The sequence below is a fragment of the Streptomyces sp. NPDC056169 genome, from assembly GCF_042268445.1.
Taxonomy (GTDB): domain Bacteria; phylum Actinomycetota; class Actinomycetes; order Streptomycetales; family Streptomycetaceae; genus Streptomyces.
In genome coordinates, this window is sequence record NZ_JBHJUO010000003.1 from 160,113 (window position 1) to 185,366 (window position 25,254).

The 25,254-nt window shown below is 70.3% G+C and carries 24 protein-coding genes and 1 tRNA gene; 10 read left to right on the forward strand and 15 right to left on the reverse strand.

What is annotated here, in order from left to right:
- Nucleotides 1-75: 75 nt before the first annotated feature.
- Nucleotides 76-1,209, forward strand: coding sequence for an acyl-CoA dehydrogenase family protein (locus ACFC0G_RS05685; protein ID WP_376397731.1), 1,134 nt, complete (start codon nt 76-78; stop codon nt 1,207-1,209).
- Between the two features lie 54 nt (nt 1,210-1,263).
- Here the strand turns inward: ACFC0G_RS05685 and ACFC0G_RS05690 are convergent, their stop codons facing one another.
- The 4 genes from ACFC0G_RS05690 to ACFC0G_RS05705 all read right to left on the reverse strand — a co-directional run bounded on the left by ACFC0G_RS05690 (nt 1,264) and on the right by ACFC0G_RS05705 (nt 5,394).
- Complete coding sequence (locus ACFC0G_RS05690; protein WP_376397734.1) at nt 1,264-1,608, reverse strand: rhodanese-like domain-containing protein; 345 nt, start codon at nt 1,606-1,608, stop codon at nt 1,264-1,266.
- Nucleotides 1,609-1,665: 57 nt separating this feature from the next.
- Nucleotides 1,666-2,478: a hypothetical protein gene (locus ACFC0G_RS05695; protein WP_376398440.1), complete on the reverse strand. Its 813-nt coding sequence runs from the start codon at nt 2,476-2,478 to the stop codon at nt 1,666-1,668.
- A gap of 265 nt (nt 2,479-2,743) precedes the next feature.
- A complete protein-coding gene (locus tag ACFC0G_RS05700; RefSeq protein ID WP_376397737.1) occupies nt 2,744-4,207 on the reverse strand; it encodes a DUF2252 domain-containing protein in 1,464 nt (487 codons plus the stop codon).
- 104 nt (nt 4,208-4,311) lie between these two features.
- On the reverse strand, nt 4,312-5,394 hold the full coding sequence (locus ACFC0G_RS05705) for a hypothetical protein (protein ID WP_376397740.1): 1,083 nt from the start codon (nt 5,392-5,394) through the stop codon (nt 4,312-4,314).
- A 94-nt stretch (nt 5,395-5,488) separates the two neighbouring features.
- On the opposite strand from ACFC0G_RS05705, the gene ACFC0G_RS05710 reads away from it, so the two are divergent.
- On the forward strand, nt 5,489-5,962 hold the full coding sequence (locus tag ACFC0G_RS05710) for a MarR family winged helix-turn-helix transcriptional regulator (protein ID WP_376397742.1): 474 nt from the start codon (nt 5,489-5,491) through the stop codon (nt 5,960-5,962).
- Between the two features lie 22 nt (nt 5,963-5,984).
- Here the strand turns inward: ACFC0G_RS05710 and ACFC0G_RS05715 are convergent, their stop codons facing one another.
- The 3 genes from ACFC0G_RS05715 to ACFC0G_RS05725 form a co-directional block, all read right to left on the reverse strand.
- Nucleotides 5,985-6,644, reverse strand: coding sequence for a response regulator (locus ACFC0G_RS05715; RefSeq protein WP_376397746.1), 660 nt, complete (start codon nt 6,642-6,644; stop codon nt 5,985-5,987).
- A 39-nt stretch (nt 6,645-6,683) separates the two neighbouring features.
- Nucleotides 6,684-8,498: a sensor histidine kinase gene (locus tag ACFC0G_RS05720; RefSeq protein ID WP_376398444.1), complete on the reverse strand. Its 1,815-nt coding sequence runs from the start codon at nt 8,496-8,498 to the stop codon at nt 6,684-6,686.
- Nucleotides 8,499-8,692: 194 nt separating this feature from the next.
- Nucleotides 8,693-8,779, reverse strand: a tRNA-Leu gene (locus tag ACFC0G_RS05725).
- Nucleotides 8,780-9,277: 498 nt separating this feature from the next.
- Between ACFC0G_RS05725 and ACFC0G_RS05730 the strand changes: the two genes are divergently transcribed.
- From ACFC0G_RS05730 to pknB, 6 genes are all read left to right on the forward strand, one after another.
- On the forward strand, nt 9,278-10,165 hold the full coding sequence (locus tag ACFC0G_RS05730; protein ID WP_376397748.1) for an FhaA domain-containing protein: 888 nt from the start codon (nt 9,278-9,280) through the stop codon (nt 10,163-10,165).
- Nucleotides 10,166-10,175: 10 nt separating this feature from the next.
- Complete coding sequence (locus tag ACFC0G_RS05735; RefSeq protein WP_376397751.1) at nt 10,176-10,700, forward strand: FHA domain-containing protein; 525 nt, start codon at nt 10,176-10,178, stop codon at nt 10,698-10,700.
- A gap of 87 nt (nt 10,701-10,787) precedes the next feature.
- Nucleotides 10,788-12,281, forward strand: a complete 1,494-nt coding sequence (locus tag ACFC0G_RS05740; protein WP_376397754.1) for a Stp1/IreP family PP2C-type Ser/Thr phosphatase — start codon at nt 10,788-10,790, stop codon at nt 12,279-12,281.
- Nucleotides 12,282-12,307: 26 nt separating this feature from the next.
- A complete protein-coding gene (locus tag ACFC0G_RS05745) occupies nt 12,308-13,729 on the forward strand; it encodes an FtsW/RodA/SpoVE family cell cycle protein (protein WP_376397757.1) in 1,422 nt (473 codons plus the stop codon).
- Nucleotides 13,726-15,192: a peptidoglycan D,D-transpeptidase FtsI family protein gene (locus tag ACFC0G_RS05750; RefSeq protein WP_376397760.1), complete on the forward strand. Its 1,467-nt coding sequence runs from the start codon at nt 13,726-13,728 to the stop codon at nt 15,190-15,192. The genes ACFC0G_RS05745 and ACFC0G_RS05750 overlap by 4 nt, the downstream gene beginning before the upstream one ends.
- A gap of 171 nt (nt 15,193-15,363) precedes the next feature.
- The gene (pknB, locus tag ACFC0G_RS05755) at nt 15,364-17,406 is read left to right on the forward strand and encodes a Stk1 family PASTA domain-containing Ser/Thr kinase (RefSeq protein ID WP_376397763.1); all 2,043 of its coding nucleotides are present in this window, start codon (nt 15,364-15,366) and stop codon (nt 17,404-17,406) included.
- 94 nt (nt 17,407-17,500) lie between these two features.
- Here pknB and ACFC0G_RS05760 read toward each other — a convergent pair whose 3' ends face one another.
- The 6 genes from ACFC0G_RS05760 to ACFC0G_RS05785 form a co-directional block, all read right to left on the reverse strand.
- Entirely contained in the window at nt 17,501-18,175 is a 675-nt protein-coding gene (locus ACFC0G_RS05760) for a class E sortase (RefSeq protein ID WP_376397766.1), read from the reverse strand.
- Nucleotides 18,176-18,212: 37 nt separating this feature from the next.
- A complete protein-coding gene (locus ACFC0G_RS05765) occupies nt 18,213-19,508 on the reverse strand; it encodes a class E sortase (protein WP_376397769.1) in 1,296 nt (431 codons plus the stop codon).
- Nucleotides 19,505-20,143 (reverse strand): aminodeoxychorismate/anthranilate synthase component II, encoded by a 639-nt coding sequence (locus ACFC0G_RS05770; RefSeq protein WP_376397772.1) that lies wholly within the window; start codon nt 20,141-20,143, stop codon nt 19,505-19,507. The genes ACFC0G_RS05765 and ACFC0G_RS05770 overlap by 4 nt, the downstream gene beginning before the upstream one ends.
- Nucleotides 20,140-20,301 carry a hypothetical protein gene (locus tag ACFC0G_RS05775; protein ID WP_024760376.1) on the reverse strand — a complete coding sequence of 54 codons (162 nt, stop codon included), beginning with the start codon at nt 20,299-20,301 and terminating at the stop codon, nt 20,140-20,142. The genes ACFC0G_RS05770 and ACFC0G_RS05775 overlap by 4 nt, the downstream gene beginning before the upstream one ends.
- A gap of 64 nt (nt 20,302-20,365) precedes the next feature.
- Nucleotides 20,366-21,091, reverse strand: a complete 726-nt coding sequence (locus ACFC0G_RS05780; RefSeq protein WP_376398447.1) for a class E sortase — start codon at nt 21,089-21,091, stop codon at nt 20,366-20,368.
- A gap of 94 nt (nt 21,092-21,185) precedes the next feature.
- Entirely contained in the window at nt 21,186-21,953 is a 768-nt protein-coding gene (locus ACFC0G_RS05785) for a DUF881 domain-containing protein (protein ID WP_376397775.1), read from the reverse strand.
- A 140-nt stretch (nt 21,954-22,093) separates the two neighbouring features.
- On the opposite strand from ACFC0G_RS05785, the gene crgA reads away from it, so the two are divergent.
- Nucleotides 22,094-22,348 carry a cell division protein CrgA gene (crgA, locus tag ACFC0G_RS05790; RefSeq protein WP_376397778.1) on the forward strand — a complete coding sequence of 85 codons (255 nt, stop codon included), beginning with the start codon at nt 22,094-22,096 and terminating at the stop codon, nt 22,346-22,348.
- Between the two features lie 306 nt (nt 22,349-22,654).
- Here the strand turns inward: crgA and ACFC0G_RS05795 are convergent, their stop codons facing one another.
- Both ACFC0G_RS05795 and ACFC0G_RS05800 read right to left on the reverse strand, forming a co-directional pair.
- Nucleotides 22,655-23,542 carry a rhomboid family intramembrane serine protease gene (locus tag ACFC0G_RS05795; RefSeq protein ID WP_376397780.1) on the reverse strand — a complete coding sequence of 296 codons (888 nt, stop codon included), beginning with the start codon at nt 23,540-23,542 and terminating at the stop codon, nt 22,655-22,657.
- A 153-nt stretch (nt 23,543-23,695) separates the two neighbouring features.
- A complete protein-coding gene (locus ACFC0G_RS05800) occupies nt 23,696-24,223 on the reverse strand; it encodes a peptidylprolyl isomerase (protein WP_376397783.1) in 528 nt (175 codons plus the stop codon).
- Nucleotides 24,224-24,478: 255 nt separating this feature from the next.
- On the opposite strand from ACFC0G_RS05800, the gene ACFC0G_RS05805 reads away from it, so the two are divergent.
- Complete coding sequence (locus tag ACFC0G_RS05805) at nt 24,479-25,222, forward strand: DUF5324 family protein (protein ID WP_376397786.1); 744 nt, start codon at nt 24,479-24,481, stop codon at nt 25,220-25,222.
- Nucleotides 25,223-25,254: the final 32 nt, after the last annotated feature.

Consider the following 25,254-nt stretch of genomic DNA (forward strand, 5'->3'; position numbering starts at 1 on the left):
TTCCGCTAGAACCTGTTCTATCTTGACGGCTCGTCAGGGCAGAGAGAGCAGGAGCAGCAACGGGAGGGCAGGACCGTGGACTTCACCTTCACCGAAGAACAACAGGCGGCCGTCGAGGCGGCCAAGGCGGTCTTCGCGGGCATCGCACCCGACGCCGTACCGAGCCCGGCCCTCACCCCGGGCGCCGTCTCCGAGGACCTCGACCGACCGCTCTGGTCCCGCCTCGCCGCCGCCGACCTGCTCGGACTCGTCCTCTCCCCCGAGCACGGCGGCGCCGGACTCGACCCCGTCACCCTCTGCCTCGTGCTGCGCGAATCCGCCCGCGTCCTCGCCCGCGTACCCCTGCTCGAAACCGGCGCCGTCGCAATGACCATCGACCGGTACGCGGACCGCTCGACGGCCGCCGCGCTGCTCCCCCGTGTCTGCCGCGGCGAACTCGTCCTCACCGCCGCCTCCCACGGACGCACCGGCCACGACCCGGCCGACCGCGCCGTCACCGCCCGCCGCGACGGCACCACCTGGATCCTCGACGGACTCCAGAGCGCCGTCCCCTGGGCCCACGGCGCCGACCTCGTCGCCGTCCCCGCACACACCCCCGAGGACCGCACCGTCCTCGCCCTGATCCCCCGCACCCACGAAGGCGTCACCCTCGCCGAGCAGTACTCCACCAGCGGCGAACTCCTCGCCGAACTCCGCCTCGACGCCGTACGCCTCGACAGCACCGACGTCATCGACACCGAAGGCGCCTGCGAGCGACTGCGCGAACTCCTCACCACCGGCACCTGCGCACTCGCCCTCGGACTCGGCGAGGCCGTCCTCGCCATGACGAGCCAATACACCGGCAAGCGCGAACAGTTCGGCCACCCCGTGGCCACCTTCCAGGCCGTCGCCGTCCAGGCCGCCGACCGCTACATCGACCTGCGCGCCATGGAGGCCACCCTCTGGCAGGCCGCCTGGCGCGTCTCCACCGGAGCCGACGGGGCGCTCCCCGCCGCCGGGGACATCGCCGTCGCGAAGATCTGGGCCTCCGAGGGCGTCCGGCGCGTGGTGCAGACCGCCCAGCACCTGCACGGAGGCTTCGGCGCCGACACCGACTACCCCCTGCACCGCTACCACGCCTGGGCCAAGCAGCTCGAACTGTCCCTCGGCCCCGCAGCAGCCCACGAGGAGGCACTGGGCGACCTCCTGGCCGCCCACCCCCTCGGCTGACGCCTCAGCTCACCGCAGCACCGCAGCACCGCAGCACCACGGCTCCGCAGCGCCTCAGAGGACGAAGGCCGGGCTCCCGTTCCCCGTCACCATCGGACGCCCGGCACCGTCCCAGGCGATCATCCCGCCGTCGATGTTCACCGCGTCGAAGCCCTGCTGCACCAGGTACTGCGTGACCTGCGCCGACCGGCCGCCCACCCGGCACATCACATAGGCGGTACCGCTCTCGGCCACCGCCTCCGTGACCTGACCGAAGCGCGCCACGAAGTCACTCATGGGCACGTGCAGCGCACCCTCGACGTGACCGGCCTCCCATTCGTTGTCCTCCCGGACGTCCAGCACCAGGGCATCGGCCGGCACGGAAGCCGCGTCCACCGAGGGCAGCGGGGAGAAATTCATGGGACTGGCCTTCTCTCGTCAGAACCGCCCGACGAAGTTCGAGCGCACGGAAAAAACCTACTCCACCAGCCCGGCAAGCTCGGCCTCACGCTCGGAGACCTGTGCGAGCAGCTGCTCCGCGATCTCCTCCAGAAGCCGGTCCGGGTCGTCCGGAGCCATCCGCAGCATCGCCCCGATCGCGGACTCCTCCAGCTCGCGCGCCATCACGGACAGCATGTCCTTGCGCTCCGCCAGCCACTCCAGGCGCGCGTACAGCTCCTCGTTCTCGCTGAGCCGCTCCTCGGCCGGCGCCGGCCCGGCCTCCCACTCGGCGGCGAGCTCGCGCAGCTGCGCCTCGTCGCCCCGGGCGTAGGCGGCGTTCACCCGCGTGATGAACTCCTCGCGCCGCTGCCGCTCGCCCTCCTCCCGAGCCAGGTCGGGGTGGACCTTGCGGGCCAGCTCGCGGTAGAGCCTGCGCGCTTCCTCGCCGGGCCGGACCCGCTTCGGAGCCTGCACCGGCCGCTCGTTGAGCATCGCCGCCGCCTCGGGGGAGAGGCCGTCGGAGTCGATCCAGTCGTTGAACAGCTCCTCCACCCCCGGCATGGGCATGACCGCGGCCCGCGCTTCCTGGGCCCGCCGCAGATCCTCCGGGTCCCCGGTGCGCGCCGCCCGTGCCTCGGCGATCCGCGCGTCGAGCTCGTCGAGCCGCGTGTACATGGGGCCGAGCTTCTGGTGGTGCAGCCGCGAGAAGTTCTCCACCTCGACCCGGAAGGTCTCGACGGCGATCTCGAACTCGATCAACGCCTGCTCGGCCACCCGCACGGCCCGCTCCAACCGAGCCTCGGGCCGCTCGTCAGCACCCGCCGCCTCAGCACCCGGCTCACCGCCCACAGCCGGCTCACCCTCAGCCCGCTGACCGCCCACAGACGGCTCGCCCGCAGCCCGCTCGCCACCCGCATACGGCTCGCCCGCGGACGCCTCGGCCTCAGCCCGCTCGTCCGCGGACCGCTCGGCCTCGGGCTCGTCGTTCGCACCCTGGTCCACGCTCACGTTCACGCCCGCCCACGTCCTCGTTCCGGCTCGTCCCACCCAGCCTACGGTCCTTCGGGGGGCCTCCCCCCTCCCCCTCCCCTCCCTCCCCCAGTACGGGCGGCGGTCAGACGCCCAGTTCCGCCTCTATGCGCCCCGCCCGGACGGCGGCGAGCAGGTCGGCGTGGTCCGCGGTGGTGCGGTCCGCGTACGTGACGGCGAAGGACGCGACGGCCTCGTCCAGCTCCTCGTTCTTGCCGCAGTAGCCGGCTATCAGCCGCGGATCGGCGCTGTGGGCGTGCGCCCTGGCCAGCAGCGCCCCGGTCATCCGGCCGTAGTCGTCGACCTGGTCCACGGTGAGGGCGGCCGGGTCGACGCTGCCCTTGCGGTTACGGAACTGACGCACCTGGAAGGGGCGCCCTTCGACCGTCGCCCACCCGAGGAGATGGTCGCTCACCACCTGCATCCGCTTCTGCCCGAGCACCACGCGCCGACCCTCGTGGCCGGGGTCCGGCACGGTGAAGCCCACGGCCGGCAGGTACGGCAGCAGGGCCGAGGGCCTCGCCTCCTTGACCTGGAGCACCAGCGGCTCGCCCCGGTGGTCGAGCAGCAGCACGACATAGGAGCGGGTGCCGACGCTGCCGGTGCCGACGACCCGGAACGCCACGTCGTGGACGGCGTACCGCGCGAGGAGCGGCAGCCGGTCCTCGGACACGGTCTCCAGGTAGGCGCCGAGCGAGGCGGCGACGGCCGCCGCCTCACCGTCGGGGACTCTGCGCAGCACCGGGGGAGCGTCCACGAACCTGCGGCCGCCGCCCTCGGCATCGGTCACCACCTCGGTCGACCGGGCGGCGAAGCGGGCGCTGGTGTTGTTCCGGGCCTTCGCCGAGACCTTCTCCAGGGTGCCGAGGAGATCGCGGGCGTCGGTGTGCGAGACGAGTTCCTCGTCGGCTATCGCGTTCCAGGCGTCGAGGGCGGGGAGCCGGGCCAGGAGGCGCATGGTGCGCCGGTAGGCGCCGACGGTGTCGAACGCGGCCGCCCGGCACACCTCCTCGCTCGCGCCGACCTCGCGACCGGCGAGGACGAGCGAGGTGACGAGCCGCTTGAGGTCCCATTCCCAGGGGCCGACGATCGTCTCGTCGAAGTCGTTGAGATCCATGACGAGCCTGCCGCGTGCGTCGCCGTAGAGGCCGAAGTTGGCGGCGTGCGCGTCGCCGCACAGCTGGGCGGATATCCCGGTGACGGGGGTCGTGACGAGGTCCTGGGCCATCAGCCCGGCGGATCCGCGCAGGAAGGCGAAGGGGCTCGCCGCCATCCTCCCGACCCGTATCGGCGCGAGCTCGGGCACCCGGTCCCGGCTGGACTCCTCGACGGCGCGGACGGCGTCCGGCCGGTCGGCCGCGAGCGCCGGCCGGTCGTGCGCGGAGCGCGGCACCCGGCCGCGCAGTGCCTTGCCCACGTCCCTGGGGGAGACCCCCGAGCCGCCGACGGCGGTGCGGCGCGCGAAGCCCGGTACGTGCGGGACGCGGTCACCGTCCGTCTCCCCGTCCGTACCGCGCTGCCCCGGCACCACGGCCCGAATCTCGTCCATGGGACGTCCTCCCCCCGATGCGATGTCCAACATCATCCGGCCCTGAAGGTACCGCCGCACCTGACAGACCGTCTCCCCCTGTGGACAACGCCCTGTGGACGACCTCAGACGGCGACCGCCTCCTCCATCTCCTCCTCTGCCTCGACCTTCTCGCCGGCCTTCGCATCGGCCTTGCCCGCTGCCTTGCCGGCTGCCTCGCCGGCTGCCTTCTCCGCGCCGCTCCGCCTGGCCTCCACGACGCCTGCGGTCACCACGAGCGCGGCTCCGGCGAGGAGCCAGAGGGCGAGGACGAGGACGTGTCCGCCGAGTGCGTGGCCGCCGAAGTAGACATGGCTGCGGACGCCCTCGACGAAGCCCGCGCCGTTCCAGAAGGCGTGGAGCGCTCCGAAGAAGCCGGGTTGGAGCTCGGGCCGGTAGATGCCGCCGGAGCTCGTGAAGTTGAGCATGACGAAGAGCACCATCACGCCGAGGGTGGTCCAGCGGCGCAGGAAGGTGTGGAGGCCGACGCCGACGAGCAGGATGCCCGCCGCGTACAGCCAGGACATCGCCCAGACTCCGCCGAGGCCCTGGTCGACGAGGTGGAAGAGCGGTCCGGCGAACAGGGTGCCGATGAGGCTGACGACCAGCGACATCGCGGCGGCGAGGAGGGCCCTGATCCGCATGGGCAGGACGGCGCCGGCTCCGCCGATGACGGCGACGGAGGCGTAGGCACCGATGCTGAGGGCGACGAGCAGGAAGAAGACGCCCTGGCCGGTGGGGTCGCCGGAGGCGACGGGGGTGACGTCGGTGACCTTGAGCGGGGCGTCCTGTGCGGCGGCGACCTTGGTGAAGACCTTCTCGACGGCCATGGCGCTGGTGTCGGAGGAGCCCGAGGCGACGAGGAGCTCGGGCTTCTCGCCGGGGACGTAGGCCCCGAAGCTGCCCTGCTCGCGCAGGGAGGCGACGGCCGTCTCCCGGTCGGCGACGGTACGGACGTCGAGGGCGCCGGCGCCCTTGTCCTGGAGCGTCTGCGCGAGGACCTGGGCGCTCGGGCCGGAGCCGACGACGTCGACGCGCAGGTCGTGGGGTGCGGGGGCGTGGAAGGCGCCGAGGTAGGCGAGGCCCATGCCGACGCACATCAGCAGGGGGGTGAGCAGATGTCCGAGGACATGCCGCAACGCGCCGTTGGTGCTCGGTCCTGCGGACACCGAAACCTCCATGGTTGGCTTTTACAACTAAAGAACCGTTGTACTATACAACTGAAACCGCAGGCGAAGGCAACCGACGACAGGGGAGCGCACCATGACCGGTGACGCAGACGTACCGCGCGAAGCGTCCTTGGACGTCATCCAGCGCGAGCTGACGGCCTTCGCGCGCCGCGCGCGGGCCGCGGCGGCCCGGGTCCACCCCGAGCTCCCGCTCGTCTCCTACACGCTTCTCGCCCACATCGACGACCAGCGCGGCTGCCGCGCCACGGACCTCGCGGCCCACTACCTGCTGGACAAGTCGACGGTCAGCCGCCAGGTCGCCACCCTGGAGAAGCTCGGCCTGGTCGAGCGCCGGCCCGCGCCCGACGACCACCGCGTCCAGGTCCTGCACCCCACGGAGGCGGGCGCCCAGGTCCTCGCCGCGGCCCAGACGAGCCGCCACGCCGCCTACGAGGAACGCCTCAGGGACTGGTCGGGCGACGACCTCGCCCGGTTCGCCGCCTATCTGCTCCGCTACAACACCGCGGGCACGGGCGGCCTCCCGGACGGCGACAGCGCCCCGCGCTGACCCGGCCCACCCGAGAAGGGGCCTACAGCCCCGCGTCCCGGGCCAGCAGCGCAGCCTGCACCCGGTTCTCGCAGTCCAGCTTGGCCAGGATCCGGCTCACGTACGTCTTCACCGTGGCCTCGCTCATGTGCAGCCGTCTGCCCGCGTCCGCGTTGGACAGCCCTTCCCCGAGCACCGCCAGTACCTCGCGCTCCTTCTCGCTCAGCGCCGCCACCCGTGCCCGCGCCTGCTCTGACCGCGCGGCCTCCCGGCCCGTGGCGAGCCGCTCCACCACGTGTCGGGTCGCCGCCGGCGACAGATACGCGTCCCCCGCGGCGGCCGCCCGCACCGCCCGGATCAGCTCCGCCGGCGCCGTGTCCTTGAGCAGGAACCCGGCACCCCCGTGCTCCAGCGCCCGCAGGACGTTCTCCCGCTCCCCGAAGGTCGTCAGGACGATCACCCGGGCCTCCGGTGCGGCCCGGCGCAGCTCCGGCAGCGCGGAGAGACCGTCGAGCACCGGCATCTGGATGTCGAGCAGCACCACGTCGGCGGCGTGCGCCCGCGCCGCCTCGACGGCCGCCCGGCCGTCGGCCGCCTCACCGACCACCTCGATGTCCGGGTCCGAGATGAGGATCATCCGGATCCCGGCCCGGATCAGGGGCTCGTCATCGGCGATCACGACCCTGATGGGCTGCCCTGCCACAGCTACTCCCCCACGACTCCGGTAGGACCGAGGACAGCGTCACCGCTGCTCGACCACGTACGACTTCTTCTCGATCAGCTTGCCGTCCTTGAAGCAGAACCGGAAAACGGGCTCCTCGTCGAACTTCTCGCCCGTGTCCGAGGACAGCAGCACCAGACAGTCCGAGCCCTCCGGCCGCGCGGGCCCCTTGCCGGTCAGCCCCACGGTGGCGATCGAATCGCCCGAAGGGAGTCGGTCACGGACCTCCCGCTCGGCCGTGCCGACCTTCACCGCGTCGTACTGCTCGGGCTCGATCATCCCCTTCTCCATCGAACCGATCATGAAGAAGAGACCGAAGCCCGCGGCCACCACGAGCAGCACGACCGCCGCGAACGCGATCCCGCACCCCAGGGCGACCCCGCCGCCCGCGCCCATGCCCCTGCCCCTGCCTCTGCCCCCGCGCACCGCCATCGCCAGCTCCCGCTCCGTGAACGTCCAGTCGGCCGGTCCGACCACGACCGGACGACCATCGCCCACGAGCGGGGTCGTCGACTGCTGCCGGAAGTCGTCGGCGGCATCGACCAAAGGCGCTGCCTCGGCGACGGGCGCCGCCCCGTACGGCAGCATCCCGGCCACCCGGAACCCGCCTCCGTCGGCCGGACCCGCGTGGCACATGCCGCCCACCAGGCGGGCCCGCTCGGCCAGCCCGGTCAGCCCCTGCCCGCCGCTCACCACGTCCTTGGCCGGGCCGCCCTCCGACTCCTCGTTGAGGACCTCCACGACGAAGGTGTCCGGCTCGTACCGCAGCTCGACGCCGATCGGCGCCCCCGGCGCGTACTTGTAGGCGTTGGTCAGCGCCTCCTGCACGATCCGGTACGCGGCGTGGTCCGCGGCCGGTGCCAGCGACCGCTCCTCCCCGACCCGGCGCAGCCCGACCGTGGTCCCGGCCGCTCGGGCCGCCTCCACGAGCCCGTCGATGCCGGCGGTCCCCCGCGCCGCCCGCCCCGTCTCGTCCCCGGCCCGCGCGGGCGCGGAGGCCGTGCCCTCCGTCGCCTCGATCCCGTCGCGCAATATGCCGACGACCTCCCGCAGCTCGTGCATCGCCGTCACCGACGCGTTCCGCAGGACTCCGACGACCTCGCGCTGCCGCTCGCTCAGCTCCCGGTCGACCTCCAGGGCACCTGTGTGCACGGCGATCAGCGCCAGCTGGTGTCCGAGGCTGTCGTGCATGTCCTGGGCGATCCGCTGCCGCTCCCGCAGCCGCGCCTGCCAGGCCACCATCGTCCGCTCCCGCAGCAACTGGGCGTTGCGCTCCTGGAGGGCGTGCAGCAGGGTCCGCCGCTGGGTCCAGTAGCGGTGGGCGAGACCGGGCGCGAGCGTGGTGCCCAGGTAGTAGAGGGTCGCGAGGAAGGCCACCGTGAGCAGCCGCTGGCGGTCCCAGGTCTCCAGGAGCGTCCCTCCGACGTCCAGGATGAAGGCGGCCATGAACGCGGCCAGCGCCTGCCCGGCGCTCGCGACGTACCGGCCGGCCGACCAGCTGACGACGATCAGCAGCGGCCCGAAGCCGGGCAGGAAGGGGGCGAGCGCCGCAGTGAGGACGAGGACGCTCGCGGGCAGCCTGCGGCGCAGCAGCGACAGCACGGCGGCACCGGCGGCGACTCCGGCCAGCCGCCAGCCCTCGCCGCCCAGGAGCTCCTCGCTGCCGGCGGCGAGCAGCGCGACGACCACGGCGAGCGAGATCTCACCGGCGGTCCTGCGCCGCGACCACTGTCCGGGTACGGCGAACCATCCCCAGCAGGCAACGGCCCTGGCCCTGATTCCTGTGTCTTTCCCGGTGTCGCTCCCGCTCGCGCCCCGGTCCCCCGACTTCGACATAACGTCCACGCTCGCACCCTAGGCAGCGGCCCCATCCGCGGACGTCCGTCTTTCGTCTCGCGCTGCGACGACAAAAGTCGCGACCTCGCCCCAAGCCTTCTCGCACCCGGCACCCGGCCCCGACGTGGGAAGGCTCACATTCCACGACACAAACGCGGAAGCCCCGTAGGTCATTGACCTACGGGGCTTCCGTCTGGTGCGCGAGGGGGGAGTTGAACCCCCACGCCCTTTCGGGCACTGGAACCTGAATCCAGCGCGTCTGCCTATTCCGCCACCCGCGCATTGGTGACCTCCAAGCCCCTCACCTTTCGGTGCGAGCGCCTGGCGACATCTGAAGATTAGCACGTCGGAGACCGTGGATTCACATCCCTTGTTTCGTCCCCACTCCCGCAGAACAAGGAGAGAGGGAGGCCTGACGGAGACCCCGAAGGGAACGAGTGAAGGGAACGAGTGAGGGAGGAGAGGAAGGGGAGGCAGGAAGGTGACGGAGCCGGAAGGAACGGAAGGAAGGGAAGAGAACGGATGGAAGGGAGGAACGGAAGGAGGAGGGAGGAAGGTGACGGACCGCACTCCGCTCCGGAGGTCGGACCCCCGGTCCCACCGCCGGTCCCTCCGTCGGGTGCGGGACACTGTCCACAGGCCGCCTCTACGATCCGGGGGAAAGGTCTGTGAGAGGTGACACTCGTCCACAGGGCAGAGAAGGGGAACCAGCCGATTTCCCGACGCGTGGATACGATCAGTAAGCAGTACCAGGACGACAACGACGGAGGAGGTGCCCCATGGGAGTCCTGAAGCGATTCGAGCAGCGCCTCGAAGGTCTGGTCAACGGCACCTTCGCCAAGGTCTTCAAGTCCGAGGTCCAGCCCGTCGAGATCGCCGGCGCGCTCCAGCGCGAGTGCGACAACAACGCGACGATCTGGAACCGCGAGCGGACCGTCGTCCCCAACGACTTCATCGTGGAGCTGAGCGCGCCGGACTACGAGCGCCTCAGCCCCTACTCGGGCCAGCTCGGCGACGAGCTCGCCGGCCTGGTCAGGGACTACGCGAAGCAGCAGCGGTACACCTTCATGGGCCCGATCAAGGTCCATCTGGAGAAGGCCGACGACCTCGACACCGGTCTGTACCGGGTGCGCAGCCGCACACTCGCGTCGAGTACGTCACAGCCGCAGCCGCCCGCCGGCGGACCCCAGCAGCACCAGCAGCACCACCAGCAGGGCCCGGCGCAGGGCCGCGGCGGTTACGGGTACCCCCCGGCCGGCGCCCCGCCCATGCCCGCCTCGCCCCCTCCCGGCGCCCCCGGCCACCGGCCGGCGGCACCCGCCGGGCGTCCGGCGGGCGGCCCCGTGGCCGTGCCCGGCACGGGCACCGGGGCCGGAGCGGGCTCCCGCGTGCGCCACTGGATCGAGATCAACGGCACCCGCCATCAGATCTCCCGCCCGACCCTGGTCCTCGGCCGCAGCACCGACGCGGACGTGAGGATCGACGATCCCGGCGTCTCCCGCCGGCACTGCGAGATCCGGACCGGAACGCCCTCGACGATCCAGGATCTGGGATCCACCAACGGCATCGTGGTGGACGGGCAGCACACCACCCGCGCTACGCTCCGCGACGGCTCGCGGATCGTCGTGGGCAGCACCACCATCGTTTACCGGCAAGCCGAAGGGTGAAGCGGGGGCAATGTCAGAGCTGACCCTGACGGTCATGCGGTTGGGTTTCCTGGCCGTTCTGTGGCTGTTCGTCATCGTGGCCGTCCAGGTCATCCGCAGCGATCTGTTCGGAACGCGGGTGACGCAGCGCGGTTCACGGCGCCAGGACGCCCGGCCGCAGCAGAACACGCGCCAGCAGACCGCCGCGCCTCCGCAGCAGCGCGGCCAGCAGCCGACCGCGGGCGGGCGGCAGCGCCGTGGCGCCCCGACCAAGCTGGTCGTCTCCGAGGGCACCCTCACGGGCACCACCGTCGCCCTCCAGGGCCAGACGATCACGCTGGGCCGGGCGCACGATTCGACGATCGTGCTGGACGACGACTACGCGTCCAGCCGGCACGCCAGGATCTACCCGGACCGGGACGGCCAGTGGATCGTCGAGGATCTCGGGTCCACGAACGGCACCTATCTCGACCGGACCCGCCTCACCACCGCCACACCGATTCCGCTGGGCGCGCCGATTCGCATCGGCAAGACCGTCATCGAGCTGCGGAAGTAGTACGACAATGAGCGGAGCGACCGGAGGGTGGGCAGTGTGGGTCGAGACCGGCTGTACCCCGATGCAGCGTCGACAGGGCAGGTGCGCATGACTCTGTCCCTGCGTTTCGCCGCGGGCTCCCACAAGGGCATGATCCGCGAGGGCAACGAGGACTCCGGCTACGCCGGCCCCCGGCTGCTCGCGATCGCCGACGGCATGGGCGGCCAGGCCGCCGGTGAGGTCGCCTCCTCCGAGGTGATCTCGACGCTCGTCACGCTCGACGACGACGTCCCCGGTTCCGACATCCTCACCTCGCTCGGTACGGCGGTGCAGCGCGCCAACGACCAGTTGCGGATGATGGTCGAGGAGGACCCGCAGCTGGAGGGCATGGGCACGACGCTCACGGCCCTGCTGTGGACCGGTCAGCGCCTCGGCCTCGTGCACGTCGGCGACTCTCGCGCGTACCTGCTCCGTGACGGTGTCCTCACCCAGATCACGCAGGACCACACGTGGGTCCAGCGCCTCGTCGACGAGGGCCGGATCACCGAGGAAGAGGCCACCACCCACCCGCAGCGCTCGCTCCTCATGCGCGCGCTCGGCAGCGGTGACCACGTCGAACCCGACCTCTCCATCCGTGAGGTCCGGGCCGGCGACCGCTATCTGATCTGCTCCGACGGCCTGTCCGGCGTGGTGTCCCACCAGACGCTCGAGGACACGCTCGCCAGCTACCAGGGCCCGCAGGAGACCGTGCAGGAGCTGATCCAGCTCGCGCTGCGCGGCGGCGGCCCCGACAACATCACGGTGATCGTCGCCGACGTCCTCGACGTCGACGGCGGCGACACCCTCGCCGGTCACCTCAGCGACACCCCGGTCATCGTGGGCGCGGTCGCCGAGAACCAGGCCGCCCAGCTGAACGACGGCGGGGCGATGCAGACCCCCGCCGGCCGCGCCTCCGGCCTCGGCCGCCCGGCCCCGCACCAGCAGCCGCCGGCCGGCGGCTTCGGTCCGCCCGGCAGCGGCGACGACCACGGCTACGGCGGCATGCCGCCGCAGGGCTCCTTCGAGTCGTACACGGACGACGACTTCGTCAAGCCGCGCACCGGCCGCAAGTGGCTCAAGCGCTCCTTCTTCCTCGTCCTGGCCCTCGCCCTCGTCGGCGGCGGGCTCTACGGCGGCTGGCGGTGGACGCAGACGCAGTACTTCGTCGGCTCCAAGGACCAGCACGTGGCGCTCTACCAGGGCATCAGCCAGGACCTGGCGTGGGTCTCGCTGTCGAAGGTCGAGAAGGACCACCCCGAGATCGAACTCAAGTACCTCCCCGCCTACCAGCGGAAGCAGGTCGAGGACACGATCGCGGGCGGCAGCCTCGGCAAGGCCGAGACGAAGATCTCCGAGCTGGCCGCGCAGGCTTCGGCCTGCAAGAAGACCGAGCAGCGCCGTGCCGCCGCCGAGAAGGCCGCGGACCAGGCGAGCAAGCCGCCGGCCGAGACGCCGGAAGGCACCGCCACCCCTGACTCCAAGCCCACCACAGCCGCTCCGTCGCCGGGTCCCACCCTCACCGCGGAGGAGCAGAAGCTGGCCTCGAACTGCGGCAAGCAGTAAGCACCCGTAGGGGGCCTTTCACCACCATGAGCGTTGTCACCAACACGACCACCATCGGCGCGATCGAGGCGCCGAGCCGCCGCAACACCGAGCTGGCGCTGCTCGCGTTCGCCGTCGTCATCCCGGTGTTCGCGTACCTCAACGTGGGCCTGGCCATCGACGGCAAGGTCCCGGCCGGCATGGCCGGGTACGGGCTGGGCCTCGCCCTGCTCGCAGGCGTCGCGCACCTCGTGGTGCGGAAGTGGGCCCCGTACGCGGACCCGCTGCTGCTGCCCCTCGCGACCCTGCTCAACGGCATGGGTCTGGTGCTGATCTGGCGCCTCGACCAGTCGCCGCGGCTGATCGCCAAATCCATCCGGGACTTCGGCAGCTTCAGCCCGGACGCCCCGAAGCAGATGCTGTACTCGGCGATCGGCATCGCCATGTTCGCGGGCGTGCTGCTGCTGCTCAAGGACCACCGGGTCCTCCAGCGGTACACGTACATCTCGATGGCGGCCGCCCTCGTCCTGCTGCTGCTGCCGCTCGTTCCGGGCCTCGGCACCCCGGTCTACGGCGCGAAGATCTGGATCAACATCGCCGGGTTCTCCATCCAGCCCGGTGAGTTCGCCAAGATCGTGCTGGCGGTGTTCTTCTCCGGCTACCTCATGGTGAAGCGCGATGCCCTGGCCCTGGCCAGCCGCCGCTTCATGGGGCTCTACCTGCCCCGCGGCCGTGACCTCGGCCCGATCCTGACGATCTGGGCGGTCAGCCTCCTCATCCTGATCTTCGAGAACGACCTCGGTACGTCGCTGCTCTTCTTCGGCATGTTCGTGATCATGCTGTACGTGGCGACGGAGCGGACCAGCTGGATCGTCATGGGTCTGCTGATGTCCGTCGCGGGCGCGGTCGGCGTGGCCTCCTTCGCGAGCCACGTCCAGGCCCGTGTCGACGCCTGGGCCGACCCGTTCGCCTGCGCGGAAACGGTCCCCGCCTGTGACCAGATGACCCAGGTGCTGATGTCCTTCGGCTCCGGCGGCATCCTCGGCACGGGTCTCGGCCAGGGCAACTCGGACCTCATCGGCTTCGCCGCCAACTCCGACTTCATCTTCGCCACCGTCGGCGAGGAGCTCGGACTCACCGGCGTGATGGTCTTCCTGCTCCTCTACGGGCTGATCGTCGAGCGCGGTGTCCGCACCGCCCTCGCCGCCCGCGACCCCTTCGGCAAGCTCCTCGCGATGGGCCTCTCCGGCGCCTTCGCGCTCCAGATCTTCGTCGTCGCCGGCGGCGTGATGGGCCTCATCCCGCTCACCGGTATGACCATGCCGTTCCTCGCGTACGGCGGTTCCTCCGTGATCGCCAACTGGGCCCTCGTCGGCATCCTGATCCGGATCAGCGACACCGCGCGCCGTCCCGCGCCCGCGCCCGCCCCGTCCCCCGACGCCGAGATGACCCAGGTGGTCCGTCCGTGAACAAGCCGCTGCGGCGGGTCGCGATCTTCTGTGGCCTGCTCGTTTTCGCCCTGCTCCTGCGCGACAACTGGCTCCAGTTCGTCCGCGCCGACGAGCTGAACGCCCACTCGCGCAACAAGCGCGTGCAGATCGAGCGGTATGCCAACCCCCGCGGCAACATCATCGTCGACGGCAAGCCGATCACCGGGTCCGCCGACTCGCAGGACACGTTCTACAAGTACAAGCGCACCTACACCGACGGCCCCATGTGGGCCCCGGTCACCGGGTACGCCTCGCAGGCCTACGACGCCAACCAGATCGAGAAGATCGAGGACGGCATCCTCACCGGCAACGACGACCGGCTCTTCTTCGACCGCACGCTCGCCATGTTCACCGGTGAGACGAAGAAGGGCGGCGACGTCGTCACCACCCTCAGCGGTGCCGCCCAGAAGGCCGCCTTCGAGGGCCTCGGCAACAACACCGGCGCCGTCGTCGCGATCGAGCCGTCCACCGGCAAGATCCTCGCGATGGCGTCCACGCCGTCGTACGACCCCTCTTCCTTCGCCGGTTACTCCGGCAAGGACGAGAAGGCCTGGGTCGGGCTGGAGAAGGACAAGAGCAAGCCGAAGCTGAACCGCGCCATCCGCGAGATCTACCCGCCCGGCTCCGTCTTCAAGGTCGTCACCGCCGCCGCGGCGCTGGAGAACGGCAAGGTCACCGACATCAACGCGGCGACCGACACCCCCGACGGCTGGAAGATCCCGCTCTCCACCAAGGAGATGATCAACCACGCCAAGGGCTGCGCCAACGCCAGCCTCACCAAGGCGCTGGAGATCTCCTGCAACTCGGTCTTCGCGAAGCTCGGCGACGACGTCGGCCGCGACAAGATGGTGGAGATGGCCGAGAAGTTCGGTTTCAACGCCGAGCAGTTCACCCCGGTCCGCTCCGCAGCCTCCGTCTACGACAAGAAGATGGACCGCGGCGGCAACGCGCTCTCCTCCATCGGCCAGTTCAACACCGCGACCACCCCGCTCCAGATGGCGATGGTCACGGCGGCGATCGCCAACGACGGCAAGCTGATGAAGCCGTACATGATCGACCAGCTGCGCGCCCCGAACCTCGACATCGTCAAGCAGAACGAGCCGGAGGAGATGAGCCGGCCGGTCTCGCAGGAGAACGCCCAGCTGCTCCAGCAGATGATGGAGAACGTCGTCACCAAGGGCACCGGCGGCAACGCCGACCTGCACATGGACGGCGTCAAGGTCGGCGGCAAGACGGGTACGGCCCAGCACGGCGACAAGAACGCGAAGCGCCCGTACGCCTGGTTCATCTCGTACGCCAAGACCGACCAGGGGTCCCCGGTGGCCGTGGCCGTGATCGTCGAGGACTCCGAGGGCACCGACCGCGAGGACATCAGCGGTGGCGGCCTGGCCGCGCCGATCGCGAAGGCCGTCATGAAGGCGGTCATCAAGAGCCGGGGCTGATCCCGGAACGGTACGAACCAGGTAGACGGTACGAACCAGGTACCGGTCAGGTATCAGCTACCGGCCCCGAGCGGAACGTCTTCCCGGGGCCGGTAGCGTATGCGCGAACAGCACACACCGCCGGACCACCCATGGGTGCGGTCGGGACAGACGGAGAGGGCTGGATTAGCTATGGAAGAGCCGCGTCGCCTCGGCGGCCGGTACGAGCTGGGCTCGGTGCTCGGCCGTGGTGGCATGGCCGAGGTGTACATCGCCCAGGACACCCGGCTCGGCCGCACCGTCGCCGTGAAGACGCTGCGGGCCGACCTGGCCCGCGATCCGTCCTTCCAGGCCCGGTTCCGCCGTGAGGCACAGTCCGCCGCCTCGCTGAACCACCCGGCGATCGTCGCGGTCTACGACACCGGCGAGGACTACGTCGACCAGGTCTCCATCCCGTACATCGTGATGGAGTACGTCGACGGGTCGACCCTGCGCGAGCTGCTGCACTCGGGGCGCAAGCTGCTGCCCGAGCGCACCCTCGAGATGACGGTCGGCATCCTCCAGGCGCTCGAGTACTCCCACCGCGCCGGCATCGTGCACCGCGACATCAAGCCGGCGAACGTCATGCTGACGCGCACCGGCCAGGTCAAGGTCATGGACTTCGGCATCGCGCGCGCCATGGGCGACGCGGGCATGACCATGACCCAGACCGCCGCGGTGATCGGCACCGCCCAGTACCTCTCCCCGGAGCAGGCCAAGGGCGAGCAGGTCGACGCCCGGTCCGACCTGTACTCCACGGGCTGCCTGCTGTACGAGCTGCTGACCGTCCGGCCGCCCTTCGTGGGCGACTCGCCGGTCGCGGTCGCGTACCAGCACGTCCGCGAGGAGCCACAGCCGCCGAGCAACTTCGACCCCGAGATCACGCCGTCGATGGACGCCATCGTCCTCAAGGCGCTGGTCAAGGACCCCGACTACCGCTACCAGTCGGCGGACGAGATGCGCGCGGACATCGAGGCCTGCCTCGACGGTCAGCCGGTCGCGGCCGCCGCGGCGATGGGGATGGGCATGGCGGGCGCGCCCGCGTACGGCGGGGGCTACGGCGGTTACCCGCCGGAGGACCAGCCGACCACCGCCCTGCGCCAGGCCGACCCGGCCGGTCAGACGTCGATGATGCCCCCGGTCAACGGGGACGACGGTGGCTACGGCTACGACGACCGTCCGGACCGGCGCCGCGGTGGTGGCCAGAAGAAGTCGAACACCTCGACGATCCTGCTGGTCCTCGCGGGCATCCTGGTGCTCGTCGGCGCGATCTTCATCGGCGTCTCGCTGATGGACAAGAAGGAGGGGCCCCAGCAGGTCCTGGTCCCCCAGCTCGTCGGTCAGCCGCTGAAGACGGCGGAGGGTCTCGCGGCGAACGCGCAGGTGAAGGCGGTCCAGGCCGGCACCGAGCGCTGCGACGAGCCCAAGGGCTCCGTCTGCCGGCAGTCCCCGGTCGCGGACAACATCGCGAAGATGGACACCGGCAGCACGATCCAGGTGTACGTCTCCGAGGGCGCCCCCCTCGAAGAGGTCCCGGACGTCGTCGAGCAGTCGCAGGAGCGCGCCGAGGAGAGCCTGAAGGCCAAGGGCTTCAAGGTCAAGGTCGAGCAGCAGGAGTCCGATGAGGACCCGGGCACGGTCCTGAGCACGGACCCGCAGGGCGGCACCAAGGCGGAAAAGAACTCCGAGGTGACGATCACGGTCGCGAAGCAGATGCAGACGACGGTTCCCCCGGTCGTCGGCAACCCGCTCGCTCAGGCCGAGCAGCAGCTGAAGGACCTGGGCTTCACCGTGGTCACGCAGTACGTGGACTCGGATCAGCCCAAGGACCAGGTCGTGAAGCAGACCCCGGACGGCAACTCCTCGGTCGGGAAGAACTCCGAGGTGACGCTCCAGGTCTCCAAGGGCCCGCAGCAGACCCAGGTCCAGATCCCCACGGACATCGCGACGAAGCCGTTCAAGGACGTCAAGGCGCAGCTTGAGGCCTTGGGTCTGGTCGTCGTCCAGCAGGGCTCCGACAAGGAGGACGCCACGGTGATCACCTCGAACCCGGGGCCGGGTTCGATGATCAACACCGGTGAGACGGTCACGGTCATCACCGTGGGCGGCGGCGGCAACCCCGGCGACAACGGCGGCAACCCGGGCGGCGACCCCAACGGCGGGGACAACAACAACGGCGGCGGCTTCTTCGACTGACGGCCCGACCCGCACGCGCACCCGCACGCGCACGCATCACGACCGAGCCCCGGCATCCATGGGATGCCGGGGCTCGGTCGTAGGGCGGCGGGTGTCAGCGCAGCTCCGCCGGTGGGGTGCGGTCGCGGTCGACCTTCTCCGTGCGTTCCAGTTCGCCCCAGACGATGTACCGGTAGTCCGAGGTGTACATCGGGGTGCAGGTCGTCAGCGTGATGTAGCGGCCCGGCTCGGTCTTGCCGGATTCCTTCGGCACGGGCTGGAGGACGTCCACGTTGTACTTCGTCGTCTCCGGCAGCGACTTGTAGACCTTGTAGACGTACCAGGTGTCCTTGGATTCAAAGACGATCGCGTCGCCGGTCTTCAGCTTGTGGATGTTGTGGAACTTCGCGCCGTGCCCGTCGCGGTGGGCGGCGAGCGTGAAGTTGCCCTTCTTGTCCTGCGGGAGGGCGGACTCGATCGGGTCGGTGTAGTAGCCGGCGACGCCGTTGTTGAGGATGCCGCTGGTGGTGCCCTGCTTGACCAGGACCTCGCCGTTGTCCATGGCCGGCACGTGCAGGAAGCCGATGCCGTCCTTGGTGTCGAGGGCTCCGGGGCCGTCGGCCCAGCGGTCGCGGACCTGGGCGCCGTCCTGGTCGGCGGCACGGTCGGCGAGGACGTTGGTCCACCACAGCGAGTAGACGACGAACAGTCCGAGCACCAGGCCCGCTGTGATGAGGAGTTCGCCGAAGACGCTGATGATCCCGGCGATCCGGTTACGCGCGCGTGCCACTAGGTCGTCCCGTCGTCCCGTCCGGAGGTGTCGGGTCTCAGCCTACGAGTGCCTCGGGCTTCCCCTTGCTGCGCGGGCGTTCCTCAACCAGTTGGCCCCAGACGATCATGCGGTACGTGCTCGTGAACTCGGGCGTGCACGTGGTGAGTGTGATGTACCGGCCGGGTTTCGTGAAACCGGATCCCTTCGGTACCGGGTCGATCACCGAGACGTTCGACGGCGAGGTCTGGGGCAGGATGCTCGCCATCTTGTAGGTGTAGTACGCGTCCTGGGTCTCGACGACGATCGGGTCCCCGGGCTTGAGCTGGTTGACGTACCGGAACGGTTCGCCGTGCGTGTTGCGGTGTCCGGCGACCGCGAAGTTGCCCTGCTTGTCGGCCGGCATGGCCGTCTTGAGCTTGCCCTCGGAGTAGTGGCCGACCATGCCCTTGTCGAGGACCTTGGTCTTGTTGATGCCCTCGGCGATGGGCACGACGACGTCGAGCTTGGGGATGTACATGATGGCGAAGCCCTCGCCGGGCTCGAAGGCCTCCGGCTTGCTGTCGCCCTTGGCCCAGGTGTCCTCGATCTGCTCCTTGGCACGGTCGGTCTGCTGACCGGCGCGGACGTTCGTCCACCACAGCTGGTAAGTGACGAAGAGCAGCATGACGACGCCGAAGGTGATGAACAGTTCCCCGATGACCCGGCTGGCGACGACGCCGACGCTGTCCTTGGCCGCGCGGGCGGCGCGGCGGGCCTCCACGCGGGAGAGAGGGCGGGGTTTGGATCCAGGGGCCGTTCCAGGGGCCCCAGGAGTGGCCGAGGGGGTGGTGCCGCGACCCTTGCCCCTGCCGCCGCCCTTGGCCGCGCGGCGCCGCTCGGCCCGTCCGGGCCCCGGAGGCGTCTCCACGGCCCGTAGAGCCACCGTCTCGTCCCGTGGGGCCGATGGGGCCTGGGAGGCCTGTGAGGGCTCCTCAGAGCCGTACGGCGCGTACGGCGCCTCGTACGCGGGCTCCTGCGGGGCCTCGTAGCTGGGCGGGGCCTCGTAGGCGGGCTCGTACGCCGGCTCGTGCGGAGCCTCGTAGGCGGGCTGCGGCTCGTACGTCGGACGGGGGTCGTACGGAGCCTCGTACCCGGCGCCGGGCCCGGCTGCCCCGGTCCCGGGGTCGTACGACGGCTCGTATGCCGTGGGCTCGTACGCCGTCGGCTCGTACGCTGTGGGCTCGTACGCTGTGGGCTCGTACGCCGTCGGCTCGTACGGCAGTTGCTGCTCCCCGTGCCCGTACGGGTCCACGGGTATCGGCTCCGGCTCCGGGCCTCCCGCGTCCCGGAACCACGGCGAGCCCGTCGTCACGCGACGGCCTTGCCCACCACCGGCGCGAGCCCCGCCGACCGGCCGACCGCCCCCTTGTCGCCGCACCGCTCCAGCCAGTTGGCGAGCATCAGGTGGCCGTGCTCGGTGAGGACCGACTCGGGGTGGAACTGCACCCCTTCGACGGGCAGTTCACGGTGGCGCAGCCCCATGATGATGCCGTCCTCGGTCCGCGCGGTGACCTCGAGCTCGGCCGGCAGGGCGGCGGGCTCGGCGGCCAGCGAGTGGTAGCGGGTCGCGGTGAAGGGCGAGGGCAGACCGGCGAAGACGCCCTGTCCCTCGTGCGTGACCAGGGAGGTCTTGCCGTGCAGCAGCTCGGGCGCGCGGTCGACGACGCCGCCGTACGCCACGGCCATCGACTGCATGCCGAGGCAGACGCCGAAGACGGGCACGCCGGTGTCGGCGCAGTGCCGGACCATGTCGATGCAGACCCCGGCCTGCTCGGGCGCGCCGGGCCCGGGCGACAGCAGGACGCCGTCGAAGCCGTCCTGGGCGTGGCTCAGCTCGACCTCGTCGTTGCGGAGCACCTCGCACTCGGCGCCGAGCTGGTAGAGGTACTGAACGAGGTTGAAGACGAAGCTGTCGTAGTTGTCGACGACGAGAATCCGCGCGCTCACTGGCCGTCCACCGTCACATCGTTGAACGGAAGCAGCGGCTCCGCCCAGGGGAACACGTACTGGAAGAGGGCGTAGACGACTGCGAGCACCAGCACGATCGAGATCAGTGCCCGCACCCACGCGTTGCCCGGCAGATGCCTCCAGATCCAGCCGTACATGACGTCGACCGCCCCTTCCGTTCGTTACGGGGACCAGAGTACGGGGCGAGGGGGCCGTGAGGGGTCAGCTGTCCAAAGCCTGTGGACGACCGTCGGTCACCGGCTGTGTGCCGTCGAGGTGCGCCCAGACGATCAGCCGGTGGCTGCTGCCCCACTCGGGTTCGCAGGTGGTGAGGGTGAGGTAGCGGCCGGGCCCGTCGAAGCCCGACTTCCTCGGTACGGGGGCGACGACCCCGACGTCGGTGGGCACGGTCCGGTAGGGACCGCGGTCGATCCGGTACGTGAACCAGGTCGTCCCGTCGGTGAGGACCACCGCGTCGCCGGGGCGCAGCCGCGGGAAGTCCTTGAACGGGTCGCCGTACGTGCGGCGGTGGCCCGCGACGGAGAAGTTGCCGGTCGCGCCGAGGCGGGCGGTGGCCGCGTAGTGCCCGAGGCCCTTCTTCAGGATGCCGGGACCGGTGCCTTCGAGGACGGGCCACTTCCAGTCCTTGCCGAGCCGGGGGACGTACATGACGGCGATCCCCTTGCCGGGGGCGTAGGCCGGCGGCTTGGGGGCGGGCGGGGCCGAGGGCCCCGACGACGGCCTCGGCGACGACCCCGACAGGGGCGGCGGCGACGGTGACGGTGCGATCGGGGTGTCCGCCCACTCCCGCTGGAGGGTCTCGATCTGGCCGGCGCTCGCGCTCTCGGCCTGGACACCGGTCCAGTACAGGACGTACACGACGAAGAGGACGATCAGGGTGCCGACCGTCAGGCACAGCTCGCTGAAGGTCCGCACGACGAGCCGCAAGCCGCCCACGCGCCCCTCCCCGCAGTCCCTCCGGTCAGCTCACCAATCAGCTGACCATTCAGCTCACCGCTCGGCTCACCGCTCCGCTGACGGGTCAGCCGACCGGCTTCGCGTAGTGGAGGTCCACTGTGCCCGAGTAGCCCGGCAGAGTCACCGCCTTGTGGTCGTCGACTTTCCAGCCGAGCCCGTACGCCTTGACGTACAGCTGGTAGTTCTGGAGGGCCGGGGAGTCGGCGAGCGCCTTGCTCAGCTTCCCGCGGTCGCCGACGGCCGTGATCTTGTACGGGGGCGAGTAGACGCGGCCCTGGAGGATCAGGGTGTTGCCGACGCAGCGCACGGCGCTGGTCGAGATGAGCCGCTGGTCCATGACGCGGATGCCCTCGGCGCCGCCCTGCCACAGGGCGTTGACGACCGCCTGGAGGTCCTGCTGGTGGATGACGAGGTCGTTGGCCTGCGGCTCGGGGTAGCCCGGGGCGGCCTGGGCGTTCGGCGGGGCGTCGTCGAGGGTGACGGTGAGGCCGGAGCCGGAGACCTCCGTGGTGCCCGCGCTCGCCGCGAGGGCGTCGAGCTTCGCATCCTCCGCACGGGTGGAACCGTCGTCGCGGGCGGCGAGGCCGTCGACCTGGGAGCGGAGGGCGGCGGTGGACTCGTCGAGCCCGGCGTTCTTGTGGCTGCGTTCCTCGATGAGGTCGGAGAGCCTGAGGAGCGAGGCGTCCGTGCGGATGTTCGTGCCCTTGGCGGTGTTGAAACTCGTGACGAAGATCAGTCCGGCGAGGGCGAAGACGGCAAGGGTGAGCACCCGGACGGGGCGCCACCTCGTGGTGCGGCCCGGCCCTGTGGGAGTGTCGGCGGAATTGCTCAACGTACCCTGATCCCCTTCGGTGCCGCGGAACCACTACGCTAACGGACGCCCGGGGGACGCAGTCTTCCTCCTACGTCACATCCCGGCGCCAGCCACAGTTCCCTGCGCGGTCACGCAGCGCATCGACAGGAGAGTCCCTCGTGCCGAAGTCACGTATCCGCAAGAAGGCCGACTTCACGCCTACGCCCACCAAGCAGGCCACCAACATCAAGCTGACGAACCGCAGCTGGGTGGCGCCCGTGATGCTGGCGTTGTTCGCCATCGGGCTGGTGTGGATCGTGGTCTTCTACGTCACCGACGGTTCGATGCCGATCGAGGCGCTCCGCAACTGGAACATCGTGGTGGGCTTCGGCTTCATCGCGGCGGGTTTCGGCGTCTCCACGCAGTGGAAGTAGCCGGCGGTTTATCGGCTGGACCGGCGGCTCGTCAAGCTCTCCCCTGAACTTATCCACAGCGTTGTACACAGCACTGGATAACTTACGAAGATCTGTGGATAACTTGCACGAGATTGACGCCGGTATGACCGCTCCGTGACCGTAATCACGTACGGCAGGACGGGAAACACCCCTCGCCTCCCTGGAGAAACACCAGGTCAGAGGCGAGGGGTGCCGTGTTTCCCCCAGCTGAGGGAACGATCCGCCACACACTGTGGATAACTCTGGGGAAAGCTCGCGAAAGAGCTCGTCCACAGCCCTCTGCGCTCAGGTGAGCGCTGCGGATCGGGCGAGCACGAGCCCCAGGTCGATCAGCAGCACCAGTCCACAGGCCCCGTACTGCACGAGGTCCCTGCGCGCCCTCGGGGCGTGCACGAGCACGTACGTCACCACGACGCCGGCGACGAGTCCGCCGACATGGGCCTCCCAGGAGATCCCCGGACGGGTGAAGGTCATGAGCAGCGACAGCGCCACGAAGAGGACCACCGGGCGCATGTCGTGGCGCTTGCGGCGGGCCAGCACGACCCAGGCGCCGATCAGGCCGTAGACGATGCCGGAGGCGCCCAGCGAGGGCTGGTTCTGCGCGGCGACGAGATAGGCCAGCACGGAGCCGGAGAGCCCGGAGAGCAGGCACAGGATCGCGTACCGGATCCGGCCGAGCTCGGGCTCGACGATCCCGCCGATCACCCACAGGCCCAGCACGTTGAAGAGGATGTGCCAGACCTCCTGGTGGAGGACGGTCGACGTCAACAGCCGGTACCACTCGCCGTCCGCGACCCCGACGACCTCGCCCAGCGCCGGCATGTAGGCGTAGCCGATGAGCACGAGCTCGTCGACGAACCGGTCCCCGAGCACCAGCACCAGGAGGAAGACCACGAGGTTGATCCCGATGAGGATCTTGGTGACGAGGCGGTCGTCGGCCGTCACCCTGCCGCCCGCGAGCGTCCGGGGCTGATTGGCATCGGCGGCGTGGCCGGTCCCCGAACCGTTGCGCACACAGTCCGGGCACTGGAAACCGACGGAGGCGGAGATCATGCACTGCGGGCAGATGGGCTTGTCGCAGCGGGCACAGCGGATGCCGGTCTCGGCCTCCGGATGGCGATAACAGCGGGGCAGACCGGACTGCGGGCCCTTGGGGGGCTTCGCCCCGTCCATGCCTTCCATCCCTTCCCTCACTTCCTCACGTCCCCATTCCTCACGTCCCCATTCCTCGGCTCCTCGCTTGGGCGCTTGCTCGCTTGGGCGCTTCGGCGCTTCGGCGCTTGCTCGCTTCGGCGCTCGGGCGCCTGCTCGCTTGTTCGCGCCGCCTCAGCGCTTCTCGATCACCACGGAGTCGATCACCACGTCCTGGAGCGGGCGCTCGGTGTGCGGATCGGTCGCGACCGCCGCGATCGCGTCCACGACCTTCCGGCTCTCCTGGCCCGCGACCTCGCCGAAGATGGTGTGCTTGCGGTTCAGCCAGGTCGCGGCACCGACCGTGACGAAGAACTGCGAGCCGTTGGTGCCCGGGCCGGCGTTGGCCATGGCCAGCAGGTACGGACGGTCGAAGAAGAGCTCCGGGTGGAACTCGTCGGCGAACTCGTAACCGGGTCCGCCCGTGCCGTTCCCCAGCGGGTCGCCGCCCTGGATCATGAAGCCCTTGATGACCCGGTGGAAGACCGTGCCGTCGTAGAGCGGGTCCGAGGAGACCTTGCCGGTGGCGGGGTGCGTCCACTCGCGCTCGCCACCGGCGAGCTCGACGAAGTTGCGCACCGTCTTCGGGGCGTGGAACGGCATCAGCCGGACCTCGATGTCGCCCAGGCTCGTCTTGAGGATCGCGTACAGCTGCTCGGCCACGGTCGCCTTCCGTCCACGTCTTGTCGCGTCATGTCACGCCTGATGCCACGTCTGTTCTCTGGCGTGACCGATCCTCGCATGCCCTGGATCACCGCCCGGCATGCCGCGGATCACCGCCCGGCATCGCCCCGGATCACCGTCCGGCATGCCCCGGATGCCCGCCCCGCATGCCGGACCTCGATCCGACGGGCATGATTCCGAAAAGGATGGAAAGGTGAAAAACCGACATCGTCGCCACCGAGGAGGAGGAATCCCGTGACCCGCATGGACAGCGTGCGCGCCGCATCAGATTCGGCGAAGGAGAGCGTCCTGCACGCCGCGGAAGTGGTGGCGCCGTACGCCGAAACGGCCAAGGACCAGGCCACGTACTACGCGCACGAGGCGCGGGTGCGGATCGCGCCGAAGGTCTCGAAGGCCACACGGCAGGCCCGAGTACAGGCGCGTGCGCAGTATGCCGCGCATGTCGCACCGCACGTACCGCCGCGGGTCGACGCGGCCGCGCAGCGCGCGGCGGTCATGACCCGCTCAGCCGCCCGTCAGGCGGCCGACTACACCGTTCCGCGTGTCGAGCACGCGGTCGCCGCGACCGGTCCCGTCCTGGAGGAGGCCGGGTCGCGTTCCACCGCCGCCTGGGCCGCGCTGCGCGGACAGGTGACGCCGAAGGAAATTCAGAAGCTCATGAAGCAGCACGAGCGGCGTGTCAGGGCCGGACGCCTCGCCAAGGGACTCGTGGTCCTCGGCTTGGTGGTCGGCGGTGCTTTCGTCGCCTGGAAGTGGTGGGACAAGCAGGCCAATCCCGACTGGCTGGTCGAGCCGCCCGCTCCCACCGAGGTGGGCGAGGGATCCACGTTGTCGTCCGGCGACGGCAATGGGGGATTCCTCGATCCGGAGGTGGAGGTCAAGGAGACCGAGGCGGAGGCCCAGATCGAGGCGGATGCCGAGGCCGAGGCCGAGGCGGACGCCGAAGCCGATGCCACGGAGCGCGACGAGCGTCGCTGACCGCTGAGGGCCGGTCCAAGAGAAGAAGGTCC